The following is a 20,274-nucleotide window of genomic DNA, read 5'->3' as shown; positions in this document are numbered from 1 at the left end:
TTTCTTCCCCCTATTTTTCATTAAGTGAACTATCTCTTAGCCCTAAAGCTTTTAGCATTGTTTGGAACTTAGCTGATGTTTCTGCTAACTCATCTTCTGGTTTTGACTCAGCAACAACTCCAGCTCCTGCATATAAACGCAGTGTATTTTCTTGTACTTCAGCACAACGAATTGTAACAATCCATTCTCCATCTCCATTTAAATCGCTCCATCCTAGCATTCCTGTAAAGAACTCGCGGTCAAATGGCTCAATATGCTGTATAGCCTCTCTTGCTTTTTCCATCGGAGTTCCGCAAACTGCTGGCGTAGGATGAAGGGCAATTGCTAATTGTAAAGAAGAAGTATTTGGATCCTTCAGTTCACCTTTCACTTCTGTAGACAAATGCCACATCGCTTCACTATGAATAACTGATGGCTTTTCTGGAACATGTAATGTATGACAATACGGACGAAGTGCAGCGGCAACCGCTTCAACTACTACCGCATGTTCATGTAAATCTTTTGGAGAAGAAAGTAATTCCTCTGCTCTTCTTTTATCTTCTACTGGGTCCTCACTACGTGGCCTTGAACCAGCTAACGGATTAGAAATAACTTGCATACCATTACGTGAAACAAGTAATTCAGGACTTGCTCCAATTAGCGTCTTACTGTTCTCTTTTTCATCTTTCGGTAAATTCACAGCAAATGTATAACCATGCTTATTATGTTCTGCTAATTCTCGCAGAAGTTTTTGCTTATCAATCTTTTCGGAAGATTTAACATCTAACGATCTGGATAGAACGATTTTCTTTAAATCACCGTCCTGTATTTTTTTAATTCCTTGCTTCACACCATTCATATAAACTTCAGGGTCTGGCATTGGCGTCATTTCAAATGTTACGTTCTCATTTGTTTCAAGCTGATTTGTTGTATCCAATTGTAAACGCTCAGAAATCCTACTATATTCTGGTACGATAAGTTGGACTTCTTTTCTACGATCAAATGGCAAAGCACCCACAACGATAGGATTTGGATTTCCAGCTTGTTTCGCATTACTTAATGTCGCTTGCACAAGCTCTGGGAAATTTTCAATTTCACGATGCTTTACTGTAGTAAACTCTCCTTCTGCTAATATAGTTCGAGTTGGTGAAGCGAAAAAGAATGAAGATTCAGTCTTATAATCTTCTAAAAGTTTTTCTGACAATTCCTTTACAGCTATATGTTCATTCATAATATAATAACCTCCTGAATTTTTATTAAACTCCTAACGTAGCACCGCCATCGACACATAAATTGTGCATTGTAATATGACTTGCTCTATCTGAGGCTAAAAATAACACGGCTTCAGCAACTTCTGAAGGTTGTGCAATTTTTTGTAATGGAATTCCGAGTCTATATGTATTTTGAGAACCAGCAATTATATTTTTAGCTCCATTCTCATCAGCCCATAGTAATCTTTGCATCTCAGTTTCAGTAGAACCTGGAGAAACTAAGTTGCAGCGTATATTGTATGCCGCAAGCTCTAGTCCTAAACATTTCATAAACATCGTCGTTGCAGCCTTTGACGCAGCATACGCAGCCATCTCCATTCTCGGCGTATTTGCCGCATTTGAACCGACTGTAACAATTGCCCCTGATTTTCTTAACATCATATTTTTACTTACCGCTCGGGACATATTGAAAACCCCTGTAGTATTTACAGAGAATGTTTTATTCCAATCTTCATCACTTAACGAATGAATTGGTCCCATACGTAAAACCCCTGCAACATTTATTAAAATATCTATTGGCGCTATTTCATTTGCAATATGATTTACCATGTCTTCAACAGCAGCGCTATTACTCACATCTAAACGAAACGTTTTCATACGTGTTTTATTTAATTCATTTTGATTTAAGAGTACATTTAACCCCTCTTCATTTTGATCAACCGCAATAACTGTGGCTCCTCTTTCTAAAAACATTTTGGCAACAACACTGCCTATGCCTTGTGCTGCACCTGTTACTAAAACTGTTTGCCCATCAAATTCCCCTAAGTTCATTTTCTCTATCCTTTCACATAAACATTAATTTCATTAAGTGACATGAATGATATTGATTTTCATTATCAGTTGTGTCGTAAAAAATAATACACTTACTAAACTAACTGGTCAAGTGCGCATTACTTTAAAATCCATTTTATTGATAATGTTTTTCATTTACTATCTTACACCGAAATGATAATGTTTCTCAATAAACTTGTCAATCTTTTTTTATTTTTCAGATAAAGTATTTTAATGCTTCTTAATAAAATCATATGTAAACGCATTAAAAGTACTTATATTATAAATAAAATTCAAAGTCCTCTTTTTAAAATTGAAGAAGCTAAACTAGAGATACGTTCATTTAAAATGCTTTATGAAAAACTCAAGTATATATTTTCTCAATATTTTTCTGAAAATATATCTTACAAATACTAATGAATGTCTTTTTTGTCATTTAAGATTTAATATATATTTCGAATACGATGTATCGATTTATTATATTTCAATATAATCCAAATCGGCATTTCACTCACTTTTACATCTATGAAAATCACAAAAGTAATTTAACCTTGTTAAAATAACTCATAAAAAAGCATCCTAATTAATAGAATAGGATGCTTTTTCGTAATCATATTGTTATAGAAGATTTATATACTTATGCTACGCTGCGATACTCTTCTTCTTTTTCTTTTTTCTGTTTAGGTGCTTGAATTAAAATTGCGATAATGAATGACACGACACATAATACACCGATCACCATGAACGTTGGTTTGAATCCACCTAGAAGTGCACCGATAAAGGAACCTGCAAGCGCCCCAAATCCAAATCCTTGATACACAATTCCGTAGTTCTTACTATGGTTTTTCATACCGAAGAAATCACCAACAATAGCTGGGAAAATAGTGATATTTCCACCAAAGCAAAACGCTACACTTGCTACACATACGAAGTAAATACCATAATTTAAATCTACAAAACTTAGAACTAAGACTGAACTCGCCATAACAACAAAAGTACCAGTAACGATTTTTAAACGCCCAATTTTATCCGATAATGGTCCTAAAATGATACGACCTAATGTATTGAAGATTGCAACCATAGCCACCGCATTAGCTGCTGTTGCTGCGCTAAGTCCTACAAGTTGAACACCAATGTCTTTTACCATACCAATTAAGTATAAGCCACTCATACATGATGTAAATAACATGATAAATAATAAGTATACTTGTTTTGTGCCTAACATTTCTTTCGTTGTGTATTCCTTAGTTTTTGTTTCATGAACTGCTCCTTGATCTGCAGCTTGATGGATTAAACAAGCACCAATTACAATCATAGCTGTAACAATTAAACCCCAGTATATAAATGCTTGCGATACACCAACTGATTCAATCAACTGTGCGTTAACGTATTTAAAGATTAAGCTACCTGAACCATATGCAGAGACAGAAATACCAGCAATTAAACCTTTACGCTCTGGAAACCACTTTATTAAATTTGATAGTGAAGTGATATATGCTGTACCATCTGCATAACCTACAACAACTCCCGCTAGTACATAAAGTAATATTAATGAGGATGCTTGTGAGCTAAGTATTAATCCTAGTCCTAATGCTAATCCAGCTATCATAATAAGTTTACGAAGTCCCCATTTTTCTTGCAATTTACTCGCAAATAAAGTTGAAAATGCTAAAGAAAGACTAGTAATTGAGAAAGTTATCGCAACAGCGTTAAGACTCCAACCGTATTTACTAACTAAAGGCTGATTGAATAAACTCCATGTATATATCGTCCCAAGCCCCATTTGTACTATAACTGTGCCAAGGACAACAAGCCATGGATTAACAGTTGATTTTTTCATACCTTTCCGCCTCCTCTTTCTATTTCAATGCTATTCGCTAAATTTACTTTTTTTATGTTCATTTTGGTCACCTCTTTTGATTTGACACCTTCATTGTATAAGATGTTTTCGTTTATGTAAGCACTTACAAGGCGGAGCGTCAAAAACGTAGAATCAGTTACAAAAAACGAAGGATGAAATACAAAAACTACTTATTAAATACGTAACAGTTATTTAATAAGTAGTTTTTGTATAAGCTCGATTTACATTTGTTTTTGAACCCTTTTTAAAAAGTGAAACAATAAAACCGTCTCTTTACTATTTATTAAAGAGACGGTTTTATTGGGTCAATTCATAAGCCTGACTTTCTTTATACGTTTATAATTGTTTCTTCAAATGTAACAATTGGCTCTACAAATTCCATCATAATGAAAGCATTTTTAATACGTCTTGTTAAAACTTCTTTTAATTCTGCACACATTTGTTCTGTAAGTGATTTTACAAATACAAAGTTGTGATAATAAATCACACTCTTCTCTTTACTTAATGGGTTTAAAAACATCCCCTCTTTTGTAACGAGAGCATTAGAATGTCCCGATAAAGTTGAAAGAAACGTCTCTAAAATTTTTATTTCTCTTTTTGAAAACGATTCTTCACAAACTACTTTAATATTCATTTCTGTTATCATTTATATATTCCCCCAACCATTTTTTCACAAGGGGATACTATAATACTATTAAATTTTCACAAGACTCCCCTTGTCGTTCATAAAATTCACCAGAAAACTAAGTTGACTAACTTGTTTTTTCCCTTTAGACATATAAATCTTTCCTTTCGTATATATTACTTCTACATTTGTAATTGATTACCTTTTTATATTAAAGTTTTTCTATGTTTTTAATTGGAATTTTACCAATTAGAGATCTTATTAATAAACGTATATTTTTCTTATACTCCTGAAAAAAACTTTACTTATCTACTTTACGTTTTGTGCTACATAGTGTCTGTCTTTTGAATAATTTGTTTCTCTGCAGTATTTAGTTTCGCTAATGCTGAAAACAATTTACTTTGCTTATAATACAGTGAAACTTTAATCAGCCCTCGCCTAACTTCTTTGCTTCCACTGAATTTTGAGGCGGGGGTCTTACTGCCCAGCAAATAGCGGGATAAACTTAAATAAAATATAACTTTTAACACAGGAGTACTTTATACTCTTCAATTAGAGAACAAATTTTTTTCCAATAAATAAAACTAAATATTCACTAATATATCTATCCGTGGTTTAATATATATAATAAAAAAATATTTCTGTCTTTAATGAGGAGGTACTATGAAAGCAAACGTAGGGGATACTATACTTTTTCAACGAAATAATTTAAAGATTACAGGATCTGTATTAAAACTTTATACTGAATCGGTCTTAGTTGAAATTACAAATGTAAGCGGTGGTACTTTTGAATTTGATCGAACAATTGTAAATCATAAAAACTATAAAGTTTTAAATACAAATACATAAAACAACACAAAATAGCCCCTGCTCAACAGCAGGGGCTATTTTATATAAAAATATTTCACTAGTTTATATACCCTAAAACATTAACAATCTTACTCGCTTTTAAATTGTTAATATGATAATAAATTTCTAAACCTCTTCTCTCTGCTCGTAACACTTTACCCTTCATTTTTGATAGATGTTGTGAAACAGTAGATTGCGGAATATTCAGTAACTCTGTTAATTGTGTTACATTACAAGTTTTTCTCGTACTTAATTCATTTACAATTTGCAGTCGGATTGGATGCGCCATAATTTTTAAAATATCTACATCTTCTTCTGAAACTAAAGTTTTTCTCATTTCACTCGTATATGTTGTCATAAGACATTCCCCTTTTATATGAATTCCATATTCATAAGATCTATTTCCAAATTTTTTAAAACCCTTGATTAAAACTTTCATATAGAAATAAAAGGATTTTAAATTTTTGAAAACAGAACTTACATTTACTTTATTTATTTATTTGATACATATACATAATACAATGTTAATATGTGCTCTATGTGAAGTTCACATAAATTTGTGATGAAGATTTACTTAGCCACTCGCATCCTACTCATCTAATTACCCACTGCATAAAATCATCAGTTATTTTAACACATTTTAGGCGTTTGTATATACTATTTATAAAACAACTTTTATAAAGGGAGGATTCATATGCCTACAGCGTTACAAGAAGAAGTCGAAGAAGCACGGGAAACATATGTCAGTCGTATCATCTTAGTTGGAGGATCGACTTTATTTTTAGTAGGCGGGGTTATCTCAGCAATTTCAGCTTTTAAAGCTTATAATCGTTTGGAGAATACGCCGCCTACTAAAAATAAAACGTCGCCTCCAATATGAAGAGACGACGTTTTATTATTCATACATATGACACTAAAAGTATCGGTAGATTCCCTACTCCATTTTTTAAGCTTACTTCACCACAAACCGCGTCTGACTACACCCATCCTTCTGCTTCGTTACTTCTAATACAGCTGGCATTGCGTTTTTCAGCTCTTGAACGTGTGAAATGACACCGATAAATCGTCCTGATTTTTGTAAGTCAATTAAGGCGTCTACCGCTTTCGTTAATGATTCTTCATCTAATGAACCGAACCCTTCATCGATGAACATCGTTTCGATGGAAATACCACCTTCATATGCTTGAATGACATCTGCCATTCCTAGCGCTAAGCAAAGTGATGCGTTAAATTTCTCTCCGCCGGATAATGTTTTTACATCGCGCGTTTGGCCAGTGTATGCATCGTACACATCTAAGCCTAATCCACTTTGACGGTTTCTTTTTTCAACTCGCTCACTTCGTTTTAAATAGAATTGTCCATTTGATAATTTACGTAGTCGTTCGTTTGCGATTTGAACGATTTGTTCTAAATACTCAATTAAAATGTAACGTTCAAATGATATACGACTTTCGTTATCACCTTTCATTACTTCATATAAATCAACAAGTTCTTGGAAGGCTTTTTCTTCCTCGTGAATTTGTTCGTCAATACGTCTAATGTTTTCATGTAAATCAGAAATATATGTTACCGCATTTTGCGCACGTTGACGTTTTTCTTTAATGATATCGAGATTAATTTCTAGTTCTTTTATGTGTTCACCTAAAGATGTAATATCCATATACTCTTTATCTTTTAATTCTGAGTTTAACTCTTCGATTTGTTTTGCAAGCACTTCAAGCGATGAATAATAACCTTGAATTTCTTTTTGTAACATCTCCATCTCGGCATCGCTTAATTTGGCTTCTTTATACGTGAATTCATCTGTAAACCCACTTTGTTCTAGCTCTTTCATAAAGCGTGCGAAAGTCTCTTCTTTCTTTAATTTTGCACTTTCAAATTGATTAGAAGCACCTTTTTGTTCTGCTTGAATACGTATATTTTCATTTTGCCAATGCTGATACGCTTCCTGGACTTTCTTCCATTCGTCCTCCATTAACCTAAGTTCCTGCATAGCTTGGTCAAACTGTGCTTTCCAAGCTTGTACTGTTTGTAAGTTTTCTGGAATATTTCGTTTATCATGTTCATATGACGTACGAAGTTGCATACACTCCATTTCTGTACGGTGCTGCATTGTTTCCACTTCTCGTTTTTGTTTCTGAAGTTCTTCTATTTTTTCTTCTACGCTTTTCATGTTCGCAGCAATCTGCTTACGTGTTTCTTCACTTGCTTTTAACGTATTCACGTCTGCAGCTAATTGTTTTCCTTTTTGAACAAGTGCACTATATGTTTCAGCTAATTTTTCCGAATTGTAGCCGCGCTTCACAACTTCTTCTATCACTTGTTCATATTGTAGTCGATAGAAATTCCATTTCTCCTCTACTTGCACATGTAATTTTTCAGCAATGTTCTTCTTATCTCTTAAATCGTTTAACTCTTTTTCATCGATCGCATTACTTTGCTCTGTAGCTTTTTGCGGATGATTCGTACTACCACATACCGGACAAGATTCACCGTCATGTAAATGAAGAGCTAATATACCAGCTTGTTCACTTAACCAGCGGCGCTCCATGTTTTCATATGCACGAACTGCCACTTGCATTTTATTAGTTGCCGCTTCTTTTTCTTGCTCGAATTTTTGTTTTTCTTGCCAAACATCATATGCTTGCTTTAAAACTTTTGCATCTTCTCGCATATTCGTTAGTTCTTCTACTTTAGCTACATATTGCTCAAGTGCTTGTTCTAATTGCTGCAATTCATCAGACATTCTCTGTTTTTGGTTTGTATGCTCTTCTAGTTGTTGATCTAACTTTTGCATACTTTCTTTTAATTTCCCTATTTGAATTTCGGCATTTTGTAAATTCAGCTTTCTCTCAGCTAATGATTCAATGATTGCTTGTAACTCTTCTAATCTTTGAACAAGTTTTTTAGCCTCTTCTCGTTCAGCTTCTTTATTCTTTACTACTTCATACTTCTCCTTAGCAAGTTCAAAGCTGTTCATTATCTGTTCTTGTTTGACAATTATCTGTTTTAACAAACTTTCAACTTTCTGCTCATTTTCCATCGCTTCTTCATACCATTGTTCAAATGGTAATAAGCGCTTTGCTTGTTCCGCACGTTTAAAGGATTTTTCTTTCCTTTCAATTGCTGCACGGTTCTCTTGTAAAGTGTTATATTTCTCATTCTTTTGTTGTAAATCTATAAATTTCTCATTTATAGATTTTGCTGCATGAAAACGTGTTTCTGCATCCTTTAATTGCTTCGTTTGAACATCTTGTTCTACTTGTAATTGCTCAACCTCTGCTTTATACACGGTTGTTTCTTGTTCTAACGCTTCTACTACTTGATGCGTATTTACATGTTCTTGTGCCACTAATGTCTCTAATAATGCTCCATCACGGATTGGTAATTTAAAAACATTACGGAAATAGAGCTCTCTCTCTTTTTGTTTTTCTTGCAAGACATCTTTCCATTGTTTTCTCTTTTGATCAAGTAACTCACGCATTAATTTATAACGATCCGTTTTAAAAATACGACGTAAAATCTCTTCTTTGTTTTCCGTCTCAGATGTTAATAGTTTTCGGAATTCCCCTTGGGGTAACATAACAATTTGGCTAAATTGATGTTTACTTAACCCAATTAAATCTTCCACTTTTTTGTTTACGTCTGTTACATGAAAACGATCGACGGCTGGAACGTTTTCTCCATCAATAACTTCATATAATTCTACTGCATGTCCTGTAATGGTCTTATTCCCTTGTTTTTTATGTCCAAGTTGTCGTTTTATTTCATAGCGTTTCCCTTTTAACTGAAAGGTTAATTCAACACTTGTATAAACATTATCATCAGCAAATTGACTTCGAAGCATGCTCGTATCACTACGTTCTTCTCCACTAGCCTCACCATATAACACATAACAAATCGCATCAAAAATCGTTGTTTTTCCAGCTCCCGTATTCCCAGAAATAGCGAAAATACGATGTTCTCCAAGATCTTCAAAATCGATTACTTCTTTCTGTTTATATGGCCCGAATGCTGTCATAATAAGCTGAATCGGTCTCATCCTCGTTCACCTTCCCGTTCTTGCACTGTTTGTAATACATCTATAAATAGGCGTTCTTTCTCTTCTGATAAATCTAACCCTTTCATTTCTTTATAGAAAGCCTTTAAAAGAGATAAATCATCCGTTTTATGTCTTGAAACCGTTACTTCATTTGTATCTGTGAGTTCTCGCCTTTGCATCGCTCTTTCAACGTGCATTGCATTTGGATATACAGATCGTATTTTCTCCATTGGCTGTAAGACAGGGTTTTCGTCTAATAATTTTACAAATACGTAATCTTCACTTACTGGGTGCTGTAATAATTCATCTATTTTCGCTTCTACTGTTCGCATTTTACGACGTGGTGAAAGTAACCTTTTTTCAATTGCTACTTCACCAGTTTCATTCAGTTCTACAATGTAATAACCTTTTTTATGTTTCTCTTCAGAAATTGAATAGGCAAGTGGTGAACCTGAATATCGAATCGTCTCATTACGTACGAAATGCGCTTGATGTAAATGTCCAAGCGCTGTGTAATGAAACTTATCAAAATAATGACTATTTACATATTCAGCACCACCAATTGAAAGTGGTCGTTCTGCATCACTTGTATTCTCCTCCGCTTCTCCTGAAGAAGTTACAAATGCATGTCCAACAAATACATGTCTAGCTTCTTTATCCATCGTTTCAGAGAGCTCATTCATAAAAATGCGCATCGCATCATCATGAGAACGTACGTCTTCATTTTTCAACACGTGCCTCACTATGCTTGGGTCTGCATACGGTATTAGATGGAAGTGAACCTCTCCATATTCATCATTTAGTACAACAGGTTCGTACGGGAATTGAAATTGACCTACAATATGTAATCCTTGTTTTTTCATTAAACTACTTCCAAAATGGATACGATCCGGACTATCATGATTACCAGCTACTGCAATAACTGGTGTTTGTAAATCAATAACTATTTTTTGCAGCACATCATTTAATAAGTCTACTGCTTCTGTAGGTGGAATTGCTCGGTCATATAAATCCCCTGCAATAATTACAGCATCTGGTTTTTCTTCTTCAACAGCCTGTACAAACTGATCTAATACAATCTTTTGGTCTTCAGTCATATACACGCCATGAACAAGCTTTCCTAAATGCCAATCCGCTGTATGAAATAACTTCATATTTTTCTACTCCTTTTAATTTACTGATTTTAGTGAAACGAGTTGATAGTTTATTGTAGTTTTTCCGTTCTCCCACTCTAGCTTCAATATCGTTGCACTTCCAATTCTTTCTTCATTTGATTTATATAAAGGCAATATTTCTTGAACTGTAAATAAGTGATAACCATCCAATATTAATTGAAATATATTTTCTTCAATATGTAATCTTACTTCTTTTTCATTTGAAATAATTTTTGTGTGCATCTCAAATTTCATGATAGATACAACCCCTTTTTATAATCTCTACATTTTAATAGTATAGTGGCTATGCAAGATTGACAAGTACATACACAGCAAAGTACACACTTTTCTATTGTTATATGCTTTATGTATTTTATATAAAATACGGTATGTGAAATTTTATATTTTCCCCAAAATAAAAATGCCTATTGTGACATCTTTATTTTTGTATAAAGTCTTTCATTACATAATATAAAACGGTAATTAAGACGATTGCGACGAAAAATGAGAACACTGCGACAATGTAGCCATCTTTATTTAATAAAATACAGAATGAAATAGATATTATAAAAATCGGAAATACGAGACGTACTTTATCCTTCACTTCTTCTGTCGTATCTGTATGATGAAAATACTGCGTTATTCCTATCATTAAAAAAGACAAAATAATAACCGACAATAGTAAAGGTCCTGGCATTCCGATTTCTCCTTTCTCTATTTCTAATTCAGTGTAAAATTTTTTATTACAATTGTACGATTTATTTTTTCTTCAAACACACTTTTAAAATTGATAATGAACATTTCACACCTATATAATAGCGCTTTTATCATTATAACTTCAAATAATTACACTTACAGTAATGTTGTAATATTCCCCCTCAGTCTCTGAAATCCTGCAAAGATAACTCGTCAAAATATGCAGTGACCAAATTAATATTTACCGTCAACTTTTGACAAAATTTATAAAGGACATTTCAGTACATATCAAGAATTAAGAATAAGAAGATATGTAAGGGAGGATGCATTATGACTGAACAAGTTTTATTTTCTGTTAGTGAAAACGGCGTTGCGACAATTACTTTAAACCGTCCAAAAGCACTTAATTCTTTATCTTATGACATGTTACAACCTATCGGACAAAAACTTAAAGAGTGGGAACACGATGAGCGTATTGCACTTATCGTGTTAAAAGGAGCTGGCACAAAAGGTTTTTGTGCAGGCGGCGACATTAAAACTCTTTATGAAGCGCGTTCCAATGAAGTGGCATTGCAACATGCAGAACGTTTTTTTGAAGAAGAGTATGAAATTGATACATATATTTATCAATATACAAAACCGATTATTGCTTGTTTAGATGGAATTGTAATGGGCGGTGGTGTCGGTCTTACAAATGGTGCGAAGTATCGCATTGTAACTGAGCGTACGAAATGGGCAATGCCAGAGATGAATATCGGCTTCTTCCCAGACGTCGGAGCTGCATATTTCTTAAATAAAGCGCCTGGATATACAGGACGATTCGTTGCTTTAACAGCATCTATTTTAAAAGCTTCTGACGTATTATTTATTAATGCTGCTGATTACTTTATGACATCTGATTCATTACCAGAGTTTCTTACTGAACTTGAAAGTGTAAATTGGCATAAAGAAGATGATGTACATACTAATTTAAAAGAAGTTATTCGTACATTTGCAACTGCTCCAAACTTAGAAAGCGAGCTTGCTCCTTCATTAGAAGTAATCAATTCACATTTTGCTTTCGATACAATTGAAGAAATCATCCATTCATTGGAGAAAGATGAAAGTTCCTTTGCTCTAAAAACGAAAGAAACACTGTTATCAAAATCCCCTATTTCACTAAAAGTAACATTAAAACAGTTTATTGATGGAAAAGATAAATCCGTTGAAGAATGTTTCGCTACGGACCTTATACTTGCTAAAAATTTCATGAGACATGAAGATTTCTTCGAGGGAGTACGCTCCGTTGTCGTTGATAAAGATCAAAATCCGAATTATAAATATAAACAGTTAAGTGACGTTTCAGAAGAAGATGTGAATCGTTTCTTTAACTTACTTAATGCATAAAATGAAATTGTCATGAGGGGAGGTTTTGTTCATCCCCCACCTAACTTCTTTTCTTCAGCTAAATCTTGTGCGGTGAAAATCTTACTACCCGCAAATAGCGGTATAAAATCGAGGCTATATAGTAGTGTAATTAGAGCTACTATATAGTCTTTTTTATTTAATTATTTTTAATAAAATTTAATTTTATTAAATCCATTTTTGTGCTACACTGATTTTAATCAAATATTCTAAAAATAAAAAGGAGGGACGGCTATGATAGAAAATTATCTTCTTTTCATCATTATGTCTATTTGCCTCATCATTTTACCTGGTCCAGATACAGCAATGGCTACGAAAAATACATTGGTTGCTGGTAAAGTCGGTGGAGTGAAAACAGTGTTTGGTACATGTATTGCACTATTAATTCATACTTTAGCTGCTGTAATTGGTCTTTCTGCACTTATTGTAAAGTCAGCTCTTTTATTTTCTATTTTCAAGTACGTTGGGGCTCTCTATTTAATATATATCGGTATTAAAGCCCTTTTAGCAGTAAGAAACAAAGAAAACTTAGATACAAATGATCTATCTTTGAATAATGAAAACGAACATACTTCTTGCTTTCGCCAAGGATTTCTTACAAATTTATTAAATCCTAAAGTAGCAGTCTTCTTTTTAACTTTTTTACCACAATTTTTAAATCCAAATCATAATACATTTATCCAACTTCTTGTAATGGGCCTTACTTACCTCGTTTTAACAGTCATTTGGTTTGCATTTTATATATTTTTAATTGATAAAATTAGTGCTTTTATGAAAAAACCGAAGACGCAACGTTATATTCAAGGGCTAACAGGAGTCGTCCTAATTGGATTTGGTATTAAACTAGCTTTTGAAAAAAATAATTAACAAGACGAAAACCACCACTATTAATAGTGGTGGTTTTCATCTAATAACTGATTTGGTTGTTTACTCTATATTAAAACCAGCGCTCAGTTACAACTTTTTTACGTGTATAGAATTGAACGCCATCTGTACCATTTGTACCTAAATCACCAAAGAATGAAGCTTTATTTCCTGCAAATGCGAAGAATGCCATTGGTGCTGGAACGTTTACGTTTACACCAATCATACCAGCATCGATGTTATCACGGAATGTTTGTGCATGTTTACCATTTGACGTATAAATAACCGCACCATTTGCAAATTTAGATTGATTTGTTAGTTTAATACCTTCTTCTAAATCTTTAACACGTACAATACTTAATACTGGAGCAAAAATTTCATCTTGCCAAATTTTCATTTCTTGATTCACGCCATCAAAGATTGTCGCACCTACAAAGTAACCTTCTCCAACTTCTTCATTAATTTTACGGCCATCTACTAATAAAGTTGCCCCATCTGCTACACCGCTATTAATATAGCCTAAAACGCGCTCTTTATGAGATTCACGGATTAATGGTCCAACATAGTTATCTTCGTTAAAGCCATCGCCTACTTTTAATTTTTTCGTTTCTGCTACTAATACATCAATAAATTCATCAGCAATTTCATCCACTACTGCTACTACTGAGCATGCCATGCAGCGCTCTCCACTACTTGCAAATGCAGATCCAATTACACCTTGTACTGTTTTCTCAAGATTGCAATCTGGCATTACAATCGCATGGTTTTTCGCACCTGCTAACGCTTGTACACGTTTTCCGTGTTTCGTACCTGTTTCATATACGTAACGAGCTACCGGCTCAGAGCCAACGAACGAAACAGCCTGAATATCTTTATTTTCTAAAATGCTATTTACAACATCTTTTCCGCCTTGCACTAAATTTAATACGCCTTTTGGGAAACCTGCTTCATAGAATAATTCTACAAGTCGCTCCGCTAAAAGTGGCGTTCTTTCAGATGTTTTTAATACGAATGTATTACCGCAAGCAATTGCAAGTGGGAACATCCATAACGGAATCATCATCGGGAAGTTAAACGGTGTAATACCAGCAACAACTCCGATTGGGTAGCGCCAAATCGATCCATCAATTCCGCTAGCGATATTCGGAAGTGCTTGACCCATCATTAAATTTGGCGTAGATGTTGCAAGTTCTACCGCTTCAATACCACGCTGTACTTCACCTGTTGCATCCGTTAGCGTCTTACCATTTTCTAGCGTAATGATTTTTGCAAGCTCATCTTTGTTTTCTTGTAATAGCTGTAAATATTTATATAAATTTCTTGAACGATTTGGAACTGGTACTTTAGACCATGTTTCGAATGCTGCTTTTGCCGCTTCAACAGCTTTTTCAACATCTTCTTTTGGAGATAGTGGAACGTAAGCGATAATTTTTCCAGTCGCTGGATTTGGAACTGCTTCTACTTCCGTACCTGTCGATTCAACCCACTCACCGTTAATGTGATTTTTTACTCGTTTAATTTCAGTTGTAATCATTGTATTCTCTCCTTTGTATAATTTATTTTTGATTAGAAATTAATTGCTCGCTAACTTTCTTATATAAAGCAGCCATATCATTTTCACCATATCCAGCTTGACTCGCTTCGTCATATACGTTTAATAACATTTCGCTTACCGGTAAATGGAGTTCGCTTTCCTTAGCTAAGTCAACTGCAAATCCTAAATCTTTCTTCAATAAGTTCACAGTAAATCCTGGCTCGTAGTTTTCAGGTGCTATAAAACTTTTATAATTACGTTCATAAATTCTACTTTGACCGTAACTTACATTTAAAATATCAAACATTTTATCTAAATCCATATTGTTCTTTTTCGCTAATGTTAAAGCTTCACTCACACCAGCTGTATAAAAACCAATTAATAAGTTATTAATTAACTTAACAGTTGTACCACTATCAATCTGCTCACTAACGTGGAAAATGTTCGCGCCTAGTACGCCCATGATAGATTCCGTTTTCTCATATACGTCTTTTGATCCACCAACCATAAACGTTAATGTACGGTTTTCGGCTCCGATTACACCACCGCTCACAGGTGCTGCTAAAAAGTCTACTTTCTTTTCCTTTGCAGCTTCCTCTAACTGTTTATTTAACTGCGGCGATACCGTACTTGTATCAATGAAAACTACATTCGAGTGACCATTTTCAAATAATCCTTCTGCTCCAAAATATACCGCTTCAACAGCGCGAGGTGAAGGTAAACTTGTAAAAACTACATCACATGTTTCTGCTAGTTTTGAGATTGATAGACCGATAATTCCGCCTTCTTTTTCAAAGGACGCTTCCGCCTCTTTATTTAAGTCCACGCCATATACTGTGTAACCTGATTTAACTAGATTTTTTGACATTGGAAGGCCCATGTTACCTAAACCGATAAAACCAATCTTTTTCATATCGCTTTCCTCCTATTTACACAATATATTTCCCGCGATTTATAATGGTTTTCGCAATTTCTCTCTTCTTCGTAAATACGTTCGTGTATAAAGGCACTAATAATTGACGGATTTCAGCTAAAATCACATGTCTATCTTGTTCTTCTGTGACAGCTGCTGAAAGTACAGAAATCGTCGCTTCTTCTACTTTACGGTATCCTTCTTCACAAATAACATCCGTTATTAATTGCTTCGTACGTTCTTTTTCCTCACCATTTTTACGTACTGCTTTTCTCGTACGTAAAAATGCTGATTCCATGACGTACACGTCCGTCAACATATTTGAAATTACACGTGAATATTCTTGTTCTTGGTCAATTTTTAGGCCTGGAGTTTTAGAGAGCGTTTTCAAAGATTGTTTCAACAATTTTTTCGCTAATAAAATGTAACGATGGTTTCTTTCTACATTTGCTACATCACTTTCTACTTCAGTATCTTCTAATTGTTCGATTTGCTTCATTAGCATTTTAGCAACTGTTAATCTATTAATTTCGTTCGTTCCTTCAAAAATACGACTAATTCTAGCATCACGATATAATCGTTCTACCTCATACTCTTGCATATAACCGTAACCACCATGAATTTGTACAGCTTCATCTACGATATAAGCAAGTGTTTCAGAAGCATTTACTTTATTCAGTGCACATTCAATTGCAAATTGGGACATTTTCTTCATAAGATCTTCATCGCTCTCATGAATTGCTTCATCGATTACACCTGCCGTACGATAAGCTGCACTTTCGGCTCCATATGTAGCAATGATCATATTTGCAATTTTCTCTTGAATCATCGTAAAGTCTACTAATTCCGTTTGGAACTGTTTTCGCTCTTTTCCATATTGAACCGACAAACCAATTGCTTGTTTTGCTGTTCCAATATTTCCAAAAGCAAGTTTAAGTCTAGCAAAGTTAAGAATATTAAGGGCTACGTGATGCCCTTTCCCAACTTCCCCTAAAACATTTTCAGCAGGGATGACAACATCTTCTAAAATAAGAGTCGCTGTTGAAGAACCTTTAATCCCCATTTTCTTTTCTTCTAATCCAATAGATACACCTTCACATGTTCTTTCGACAATAAACGCTGTCATTCCTTTATTTGTCTTCGCAAAAACAACGTATACATCTGCCATATGAGCATTTGTAATCCATTGTTTCTCACCATTTAACTTCCAAGCTGTTCCCTCTTCATTCAATACGGCGCTTGTTTTTGCACTTAATGCATCCGAACCAGCATTTGGCTCTGTTAAAGCATAAGCCCCAATCCATTCTCCCGATGCGATTTTCGGTAAATATTTTTCTTTTTGCTCTTTCGTTCCATAATATATGTAAGGCAATGTACCGACACCAGCGTGTATATTAAAAGAAACGCTAAACGCACCAGCGTAACCCATTTTCTCTGCTACAAGACCTGAGACAGCCTTTCCTAACTCGAACCCGCCATAATCTTCTGGTACCTCAATGCCTAATAATCCAAGTTCCCCAGCTTTCTCAAATAATTGACGAGAAACTTTATAGTTATGTTGTTCAATATTCTCCATTTGTGGAACAATTTCTTGTTTAACGAATTGTTCTGTCGTTTTTGCGATTAAATCTTCATCACCTGAAAAATCTTCTGGTGTAAAGTAAGTATGATTTATATCTTTATTAAGTGAAAAAAATTCATCCCATGGTAACTTCGTTTTCTCCATATGTATCCCCCTATCATTCGGCTTTCATAGCTTTTTGCTTATGCTCGTCTACGATGAGTGGAATATCTTTTTTGAAAATAGAAGGCGATGATTTTTCACATCAAGCATTTTATTTTGCCAAAGATGTATTTTCATCGCCTTCGCTGCTTTATCTATTGATCTTCTGATAATACTGTTTTTGCAATACCAGTATCTAACTCTTCAAAGTCATGATATGAAATTGTTTCGTATAATTCACTTCTCGTTTGCATATTAGAAAGTGCATCTTTTTGAGAACCTGTTTCTTTAATTAAAGCAAACACATTTTCATACGCTTTCGCTGCAACGCGAAGTGAAGTTACAGGATAAATAACCATTTGGAAACCCATATTCGCAAATTCCTCTGCACTATAATATGGAGTTTTTCCGAATTCAGTCATATTCGCAAGCAAAGGTGCATTTACCTTACTATTAAATAGACGGAATTCTTCCTCTGATTGAAGCGCTTCAGGGAAAATTGCGTCTGCACCTGCTTTTACATATGCATTTGCTCTTTCAATTGCTTCATCTAATCCTTCAACGCCACGAGCATCAGTACGTGCTACAATGTATAAGCTCGGTGCAACTTCTTTAATCGCTTTAATTTTTTGAACCAATTCTTCTGTAGTAACAAGTTTCTTACCATTTAAATGTCCACATTTTTTTGGTAATTGCTGATCTTCAATTTGGACAGCTGCTACTTTCGCTTCCACCATTTCTACAGCTGTTCTCGCCACATTTAGTACACCACCAAATCCTGTATCAATGTCAACAAGAACAGGTAAGTCTGTAGCTCTTACTAAATCTCTTGCTCTCTCAGCCACTTCAGTAGACGTCACGATACCTAAATCTGGTAAACCTTTACTTGCAGTATAAGCAGCTCCTGATAAATAAAGAGCTGAAAAACCTGTATTTTTCGCAACAAGAGCTGCCATTGCATCATGAGCACCTGGAATTTGCAAAATTTCATTTGCTTCTACTAAAGCTCGGAATCGATTCGCAAGCTCCTCTTGTGTTGACTGCTTTTTCACAACCCAAGCCATTCTAAATTCCCCCCTATTATTAAATTAAGAATAGATCTACAAATTCGTTTACATTCATATTTTCTAGTTTTTCTTCATTTAAACAAACTTCATGAATTTGTTCTTGTTGCTTACTAGAATAATGACCTGCCATATTTGCAGTGAATTTTTGAACAACTTTTGGAATTGCTTCGTCTCTACGGAAGCGGTGACCAAGCGGATATTCACATTCCACATTTTCTGTTACTGTGCCATCTTTAAAGTGAACTTGAACAGCGTTGGCGATTGAGCGCTTGTTCGGGTCAAGGTAATCTAAACTGTACTGTTTGTTTTCAACAACAACCATCTTATTACGTAATTCATCTACACGTGGATCGTTTGCTACTGCATCTTCATAATCGTCTGCAACGATATCTCCTTTTAATAAACCAATTGCCGTAATGTATTGTAAGCAATGATCACGATCAGCTGGGTTATTTAATGGACCTTCTTTATCAATAATACGAATTGCTGATTCATGAGTTGTAATTGTAATACGGTCAATTTCATCTAATCTCTCTTTAATTTCCGGATGCAACTTCACTGCACATTCTGCAGCCGTTTGTGCATGGAATTCTGCTGGATATGACACTTTAAATAATACATTTTCCATTACATATGACTCTAGTGGTCTTGCTAATTTTAATTCTTGTTTATTGAATAATACATCTTGGAATCCCCATCCTGGCGCAGATAATGCTGTTGGATAACCCATTTCACCTTTTAGAGCAGTCATTGCAAGATGAACACCGCGGCTCGTTGCGTCACCTGCAGCCCATGATTTACGTGAGCCCGTATTTGGAGCATGACGATATGTACGAAGACTAGAATTATCAATCCACGCATGTGATAATGCATTAAAGATTTCTTCACGTGTTCCGCCAAGCATTTTCGCAACTACTGCAGTTGTTGCTACTTTTACATATAATACATGGTCAAGACCAACTCTGTTTAAGCTGTTTTCTAAAGCAAGCACGCCTTGAATTTCATGTGCTTTAATCATCATTTCTAATACTTCACGTACTTTTAAAGCTTCTTTTCCTTCTGAAATACGAACACGGCTAATATAATCTGCAACTGCTAAAATTCCGCCTAGGTTATCAGATGGATGTCCCCACTCTGCTGCAAGCCAAGTATCGTTATAGTCTAACCAACGGATCATACATCCGATATTAAATGCACCTTTTACTGGATCTAGTACATAAGACGTACCTGGTACACGTGTACCATTTGGCACGATTGTTCCTGGCACAACTGGTCCTAGTAATTTCGTACATTCTGGATATTGCAGTGCTAAAATTCCACATCCAAGTGTATCAAGTAATACGTAACGAGCTGTACTGAATGCTTCTGCACTAGTAACCTCTTTATTTAATACATAATCGGTAATCTCTTCTAATAATGCATCTTTTTGCTTAATTTCATTTGTTTTAATCATGCTATTCTTCCCTTTCTGTCGAAAATTCGTTATTATTAATGATGGGTGTCGGTCAAACACCCATCTGG

The 20,274-nt window shown here is 34.7% G+C and carries 18 protein-coding genes; 4 read left to right on the top strand and 14 right to left on the bottom strand.

Translation table 11 applies throughout. The features are described 5' to 3' along the window. Positions 1-10: 10 nt before the first annotated feature. The 4 genes from dhbC to V6946_RS11795 form a co-directional block, all read right to left on the bottom strand. Positions 11-1,210 (bottom strand): isochorismate synthase DhbC, encoded by a 1,200-nt coding sequence (gene dhbC / locus V6946_RS11810; protein ID WP_001002068.1) that lies wholly within the window; start codon positions 1,208-1,210, stop codon positions 11-13. 25 nt (positions 1,211-1,235) lie between these two features. Continuing rightward, positions 1,236-2,021 carry a 2,3-dihydro-2,3-dihydroxybenzoate dehydrogenase gene (gene dhbA / locus V6946_RS11805; protein WP_001048437.1) on the bottom strand — a complete coding sequence of 262 codons (786 nt, stop codon included), beginning with the start codon at positions 2,019-2,021 and terminating at the stop codon, positions 1,236-1,238. Between the two features lie 637 nt (positions 2,022-2,658). Further along, the gene (locus V6946_RS11800; RefSeq protein ID WP_006918566.1) at positions 2,659-3,861 is read right to left on the bottom strand and encodes an OFA family MFS transporter; all 1,203 of its coding nucleotides are present in this window, start codon (positions 3,859-3,861) and stop codon (positions 2,659-2,661) included. Positions 3,862-4,210: 349 nt separating this feature from the next. Continuing rightward, positions 4,211-4,528: a hypothetical protein gene (locus tag V6946_RS11795; protein ID WP_000627304.1), complete on the bottom strand. Its 318-nt coding sequence runs from the start codon at positions 4,526-4,528 to the stop codon at positions 4,211-4,213. A gap of 642 nt (positions 4,529-5,170) precedes the next feature. Here V6946_RS11795 and V6946_RS11790 point away from each other — a divergent pair. After that, positions 5,171-5,356, top strand: coding sequence for a YkvS family protein (locus V6946_RS11790; protein WP_000646793.1), 186 nt, complete (start codon positions 5,171-5,173; stop codon positions 5,354-5,356). Between the two features lie 58 nt (positions 5,357-5,414). On the opposite strand, the gene V6946_RS11785 is transcribed toward V6946_RS11790, so the two are convergent. Beyond that, a complete protein-coding gene (locus V6946_RS11785) occupies positions 5,415-5,714 on the bottom strand; it encodes a helix-turn-helix transcriptional regulator (RefSeq protein WP_000214801.1) in 300 nt (99 codons plus the stop codon). 336 nt (positions 5,715-6,050) lie between these two features. Here V6946_RS11785 and V6946_RS11780 point away from each other — a divergent pair, with 336 nt between their 5' ends. Beyond that, positions 6,051-6,236, top strand: coding sequence for a hypothetical protein (locus V6946_RS11780; protein ID WP_366981830.1), 186 nt, complete (start codon positions 6,051-6,053; stop codon positions 6,234-6,236). 72 nt (positions 6,237-6,308) lie between these two features. On the opposite strand, the gene V6946_RS11775 is transcribed toward V6946_RS11780, so the two are convergent. The 4 genes from V6946_RS11775 to V6946_RS11760 all read right to left on the bottom strand — a co-directional run bounded on the left by V6946_RS11775 (position 6,309) and on the right by V6946_RS11760 (position 11,249). After that, positions 6,309-9,398 carry an AAA family ATPase gene (locus V6946_RS11775; RefSeq protein WP_016122458.1) on the bottom strand — a complete coding sequence of 1,030 codons (3,090 nt, stop codon included), beginning with the start codon at positions 9,396-9,398 and terminating at the stop codon, positions 6,309-6,311. After that, positions 9,395-10,552, bottom strand: coding sequence for an exonuclease SbcCD subunit D (locus tag V6946_RS11770; RefSeq protein ID WP_000765153.1), 1,158 nt, complete (start codon positions 10,550-10,552; stop codon positions 9,395-9,397). The genes V6946_RS11775 and V6946_RS11770 overlap by 4 nt, the downstream gene beginning before the upstream one ends. A gap of 15 nt (positions 10,553-10,567) precedes the next feature. Beyond that, positions 10,568-10,807 (bottom strand): DUF2584 family protein, encoded by a 240-nt coding sequence (locus V6946_RS11765; protein WP_000667346.1) that lies wholly within the window; start codon positions 10,805-10,807, stop codon positions 10,568-10,570. Between the two features lie 184 nt (positions 10,808-10,991). Next, positions 10,992-11,249 (bottom strand): hypothetical protein, encoded by a 258-nt coding sequence (locus V6946_RS11760; protein WP_001119404.1) that lies wholly within the window; start codon positions 11,247-11,249, stop codon positions 10,992-10,994. 329 nt (positions 11,250-11,578) lie between these two features. On the opposite strand from V6946_RS11760, the gene V6946_RS11755 reads away from it, so the two are divergent. Both V6946_RS11755 and V6946_RS11750 read left to right on the top strand, forming a co-directional pair. Then, entirely contained in the window at positions 11,579-12,634 is a 1,056-nt protein-coding gene (locus tag V6946_RS11755; RefSeq protein WP_000139776.1) for an enoyl-CoA hydratase/isomerase family protein, read from the top strand. 252 nt (positions 12,635-12,886) lie between these two features. Then, positions 12,887-13,519 (top strand): LysE family translocator, encoded by a 633-nt coding sequence (locus tag V6946_RS11750; RefSeq protein ID WP_000572360.1) that lies wholly within the window; start codon positions 12,887-12,889, stop codon positions 13,517-13,519. Between the two features lie 70 nt (positions 13,520-13,589). Here the strand turns inward: V6946_RS11750 and V6946_RS11745 are convergent, their stop codons facing one another. From V6946_RS11745 to prpD, 5 genes are all read right to left on the bottom strand, one after another. Further along, complete coding sequence (locus tag V6946_RS11745) at positions 13,590-15,050, bottom strand: CoA-acylating methylmalonate-semialdehyde dehydrogenase (protein WP_000633344.1); 1,461 nt, start codon at positions 15,048-15,050, stop codon at positions 13,590-13,592. A gap of 22 nt (positions 15,051-15,072) precedes the next feature. Then, positions 15,073-15,963 carry an NAD(P)-dependent oxidoreductase gene (locus tag V6946_RS11740; RefSeq protein ID WP_000719409.1) on the bottom strand — a complete coding sequence of 297 codons (891 nt, stop codon included), beginning with the start codon at positions 15,961-15,963 and terminating at the stop codon, positions 15,073-15,075. 16 nt (positions 15,964-15,979) lie between these two features. Continuing rightward, complete coding sequence (locus tag V6946_RS11735; protein ID WP_006918546.1) at positions 15,980-17,689, bottom strand: acyl-CoA dehydrogenase family protein; 1,710 nt, start codon at positions 17,687-17,689, stop codon at positions 15,980-15,982. A gap of 152 nt (positions 17,690-17,841) precedes the next feature. Then, positions 17,842-18,750, bottom strand: coding sequence for a methylisocitrate lyase (gene prpB / locus V6946_RS11730; RefSeq protein WP_000312639.1), 909 nt, complete (start codon positions 18,748-18,750; stop codon positions 17,842-17,844). Between the two features lie 19 nt (positions 18,751-18,769). Beyond that, positions 18,770-20,206 carry a 2-methylcitrate dehydratase gene (prpD, locus tag V6946_RS11725; RefSeq protein ID WP_000598123.1) on the bottom strand — a complete coding sequence of 479 codons (1,437 nt, stop codon included), beginning with the start codon at positions 20,204-20,206 and terminating at the stop codon, positions 18,770-18,772. Positions 20,207-20,274: the final 68 nt, after the last annotated feature.

Origin of the sequence: Bacillus sp. PPSBB_2, from assembly GCF_045291115.1 — a bacterium.
Classification (GTDB): Bacteria; Bacillota; Bacilli; order Bacillales; family Bacillaceae_G; genus Bacillus_A; species Bacillus_A cereus.
Note: the sequence above shows the minus strand (reverse complement) of the source record. Positions and strands in the feature narration are given on the sequence as shown.

Excerpts from the sequence above, each read along its gene's own strand:
- dhbC (WP_001002068.1), bottom strand. The coding sequence starts at position 1,210 with ATGAATGAACATATAGCTGTAAAGGAATTGTCAGAAAAACTTTTAGAA.
- dhbA (WP_001048437.1), bottom strand. The coding sequence starts at position 2,021 with ATGAACTTAGGGGAATTTGATGGGCAAACAGTTTTAGTAACAGGTGCA.
- V6946_RS11800 (WP_006918566.1), bottom strand. The coding sequence starts at position 3,861 with ATGAAAAAATCAACTGTTAATCCATGGCTTGTTGTCCTTGGCACAGTT.
- V6946_RS11795 (WP_000627304.1), bottom strand. The coding sequence starts at position 4,528 with ATGATAACAGAAATGAATATTAAAGTAGTTTGTGAAGAATCGTTTTCA.
- V6946_RS11790 (WP_000646793.1), top strand. The coding sequence starts at position 5,171 with ATGAAAGCAAACGTAGGGGATACTATACTTTTTCAACGAAATAATTTA.
- V6946_RS11785 (WP_000214801.1), bottom strand. The coding sequence starts at position 5,714 with ATGACAACATATACGAGTGAAATGAGAAAAACTTTAGTTTCAGAAGAA.
- V6946_RS11780 (WP_366981830.1), top strand. The coding sequence starts at position 6,051 with ATGCCTACAGCGTTACAAGAAGAAGTCGAAGAAGCACGGGAAACATAT.
- V6946_RS11775 (WP_016122458.1), bottom strand. The coding sequence starts at position 9,398 with ATGAGACCGATTCAGCTTATTATGACAGCATTCGGGCCATATAAACAG.
- V6946_RS11770 (WP_000765153.1), bottom strand. The coding sequence starts at position 10,552 with ATGAAGTTATTTCATACAGCGGATTGGCATTTAGGAAAGCTTGTTCAT.
- V6946_RS11765 (WP_000667346.1), bottom strand. The coding sequence starts at position 10,807 with ATGAAATTTGAGATGCACACAAAAATTATTTCAAATGAAAAAGAAGTA.
- V6946_RS11760 (WP_001119404.1), bottom strand. The coding sequence starts at position 11,249 with ATGCCAGGACCTTTACTATTGTCGGTTATTATTTTGTCTTTTTTAATG.
- V6946_RS11755 (WP_000139776.1), top strand. The coding sequence starts at position 11,579 with ATGACTGAACAAGTTTTATTTTCTGTTAGTGAAAACGGCGTTGCGACA.
- V6946_RS11750 (WP_000572360.1), top strand. The coding sequence starts at position 12,887 with ATGATAGAAAATTATCTTCTTTTCATCATTATGTCTATTTGCCTCATC.
- V6946_RS11745 (WP_000633344.1), bottom strand. The coding sequence starts at position 15,050 with ATGATTACAACTGAAATTAAACGAGTAAAAAATCACATTAACGGTGAG.
- V6946_RS11740 (WP_000719409.1), bottom strand. The coding sequence starts at position 15,963 with ATGAAAAAGATTGGTTTTATCGGTTTAGGTAACATGGGCCTTCCAATG.
- V6946_RS11735 (WP_006918546.1), bottom strand. The coding sequence starts at position 17,689 with ATGGAGAAAACGAAGTTACCATGGGATGAATTTTTTTCACTTAATAAA.
- prpB (WP_000312639.1), bottom strand. The coding sequence starts at position 18,750 with ATGGCTTGGGTTGTGAAAAAGCAGTCAACACAAGAGGAGCTTGCGAAT.
- prpD (WP_000598123.1), bottom strand. The coding sequence starts at position 20,206 with ATGATTAAAACAAATGAAATTAAGCAAAAAGATGCATTATTAGAAGAG.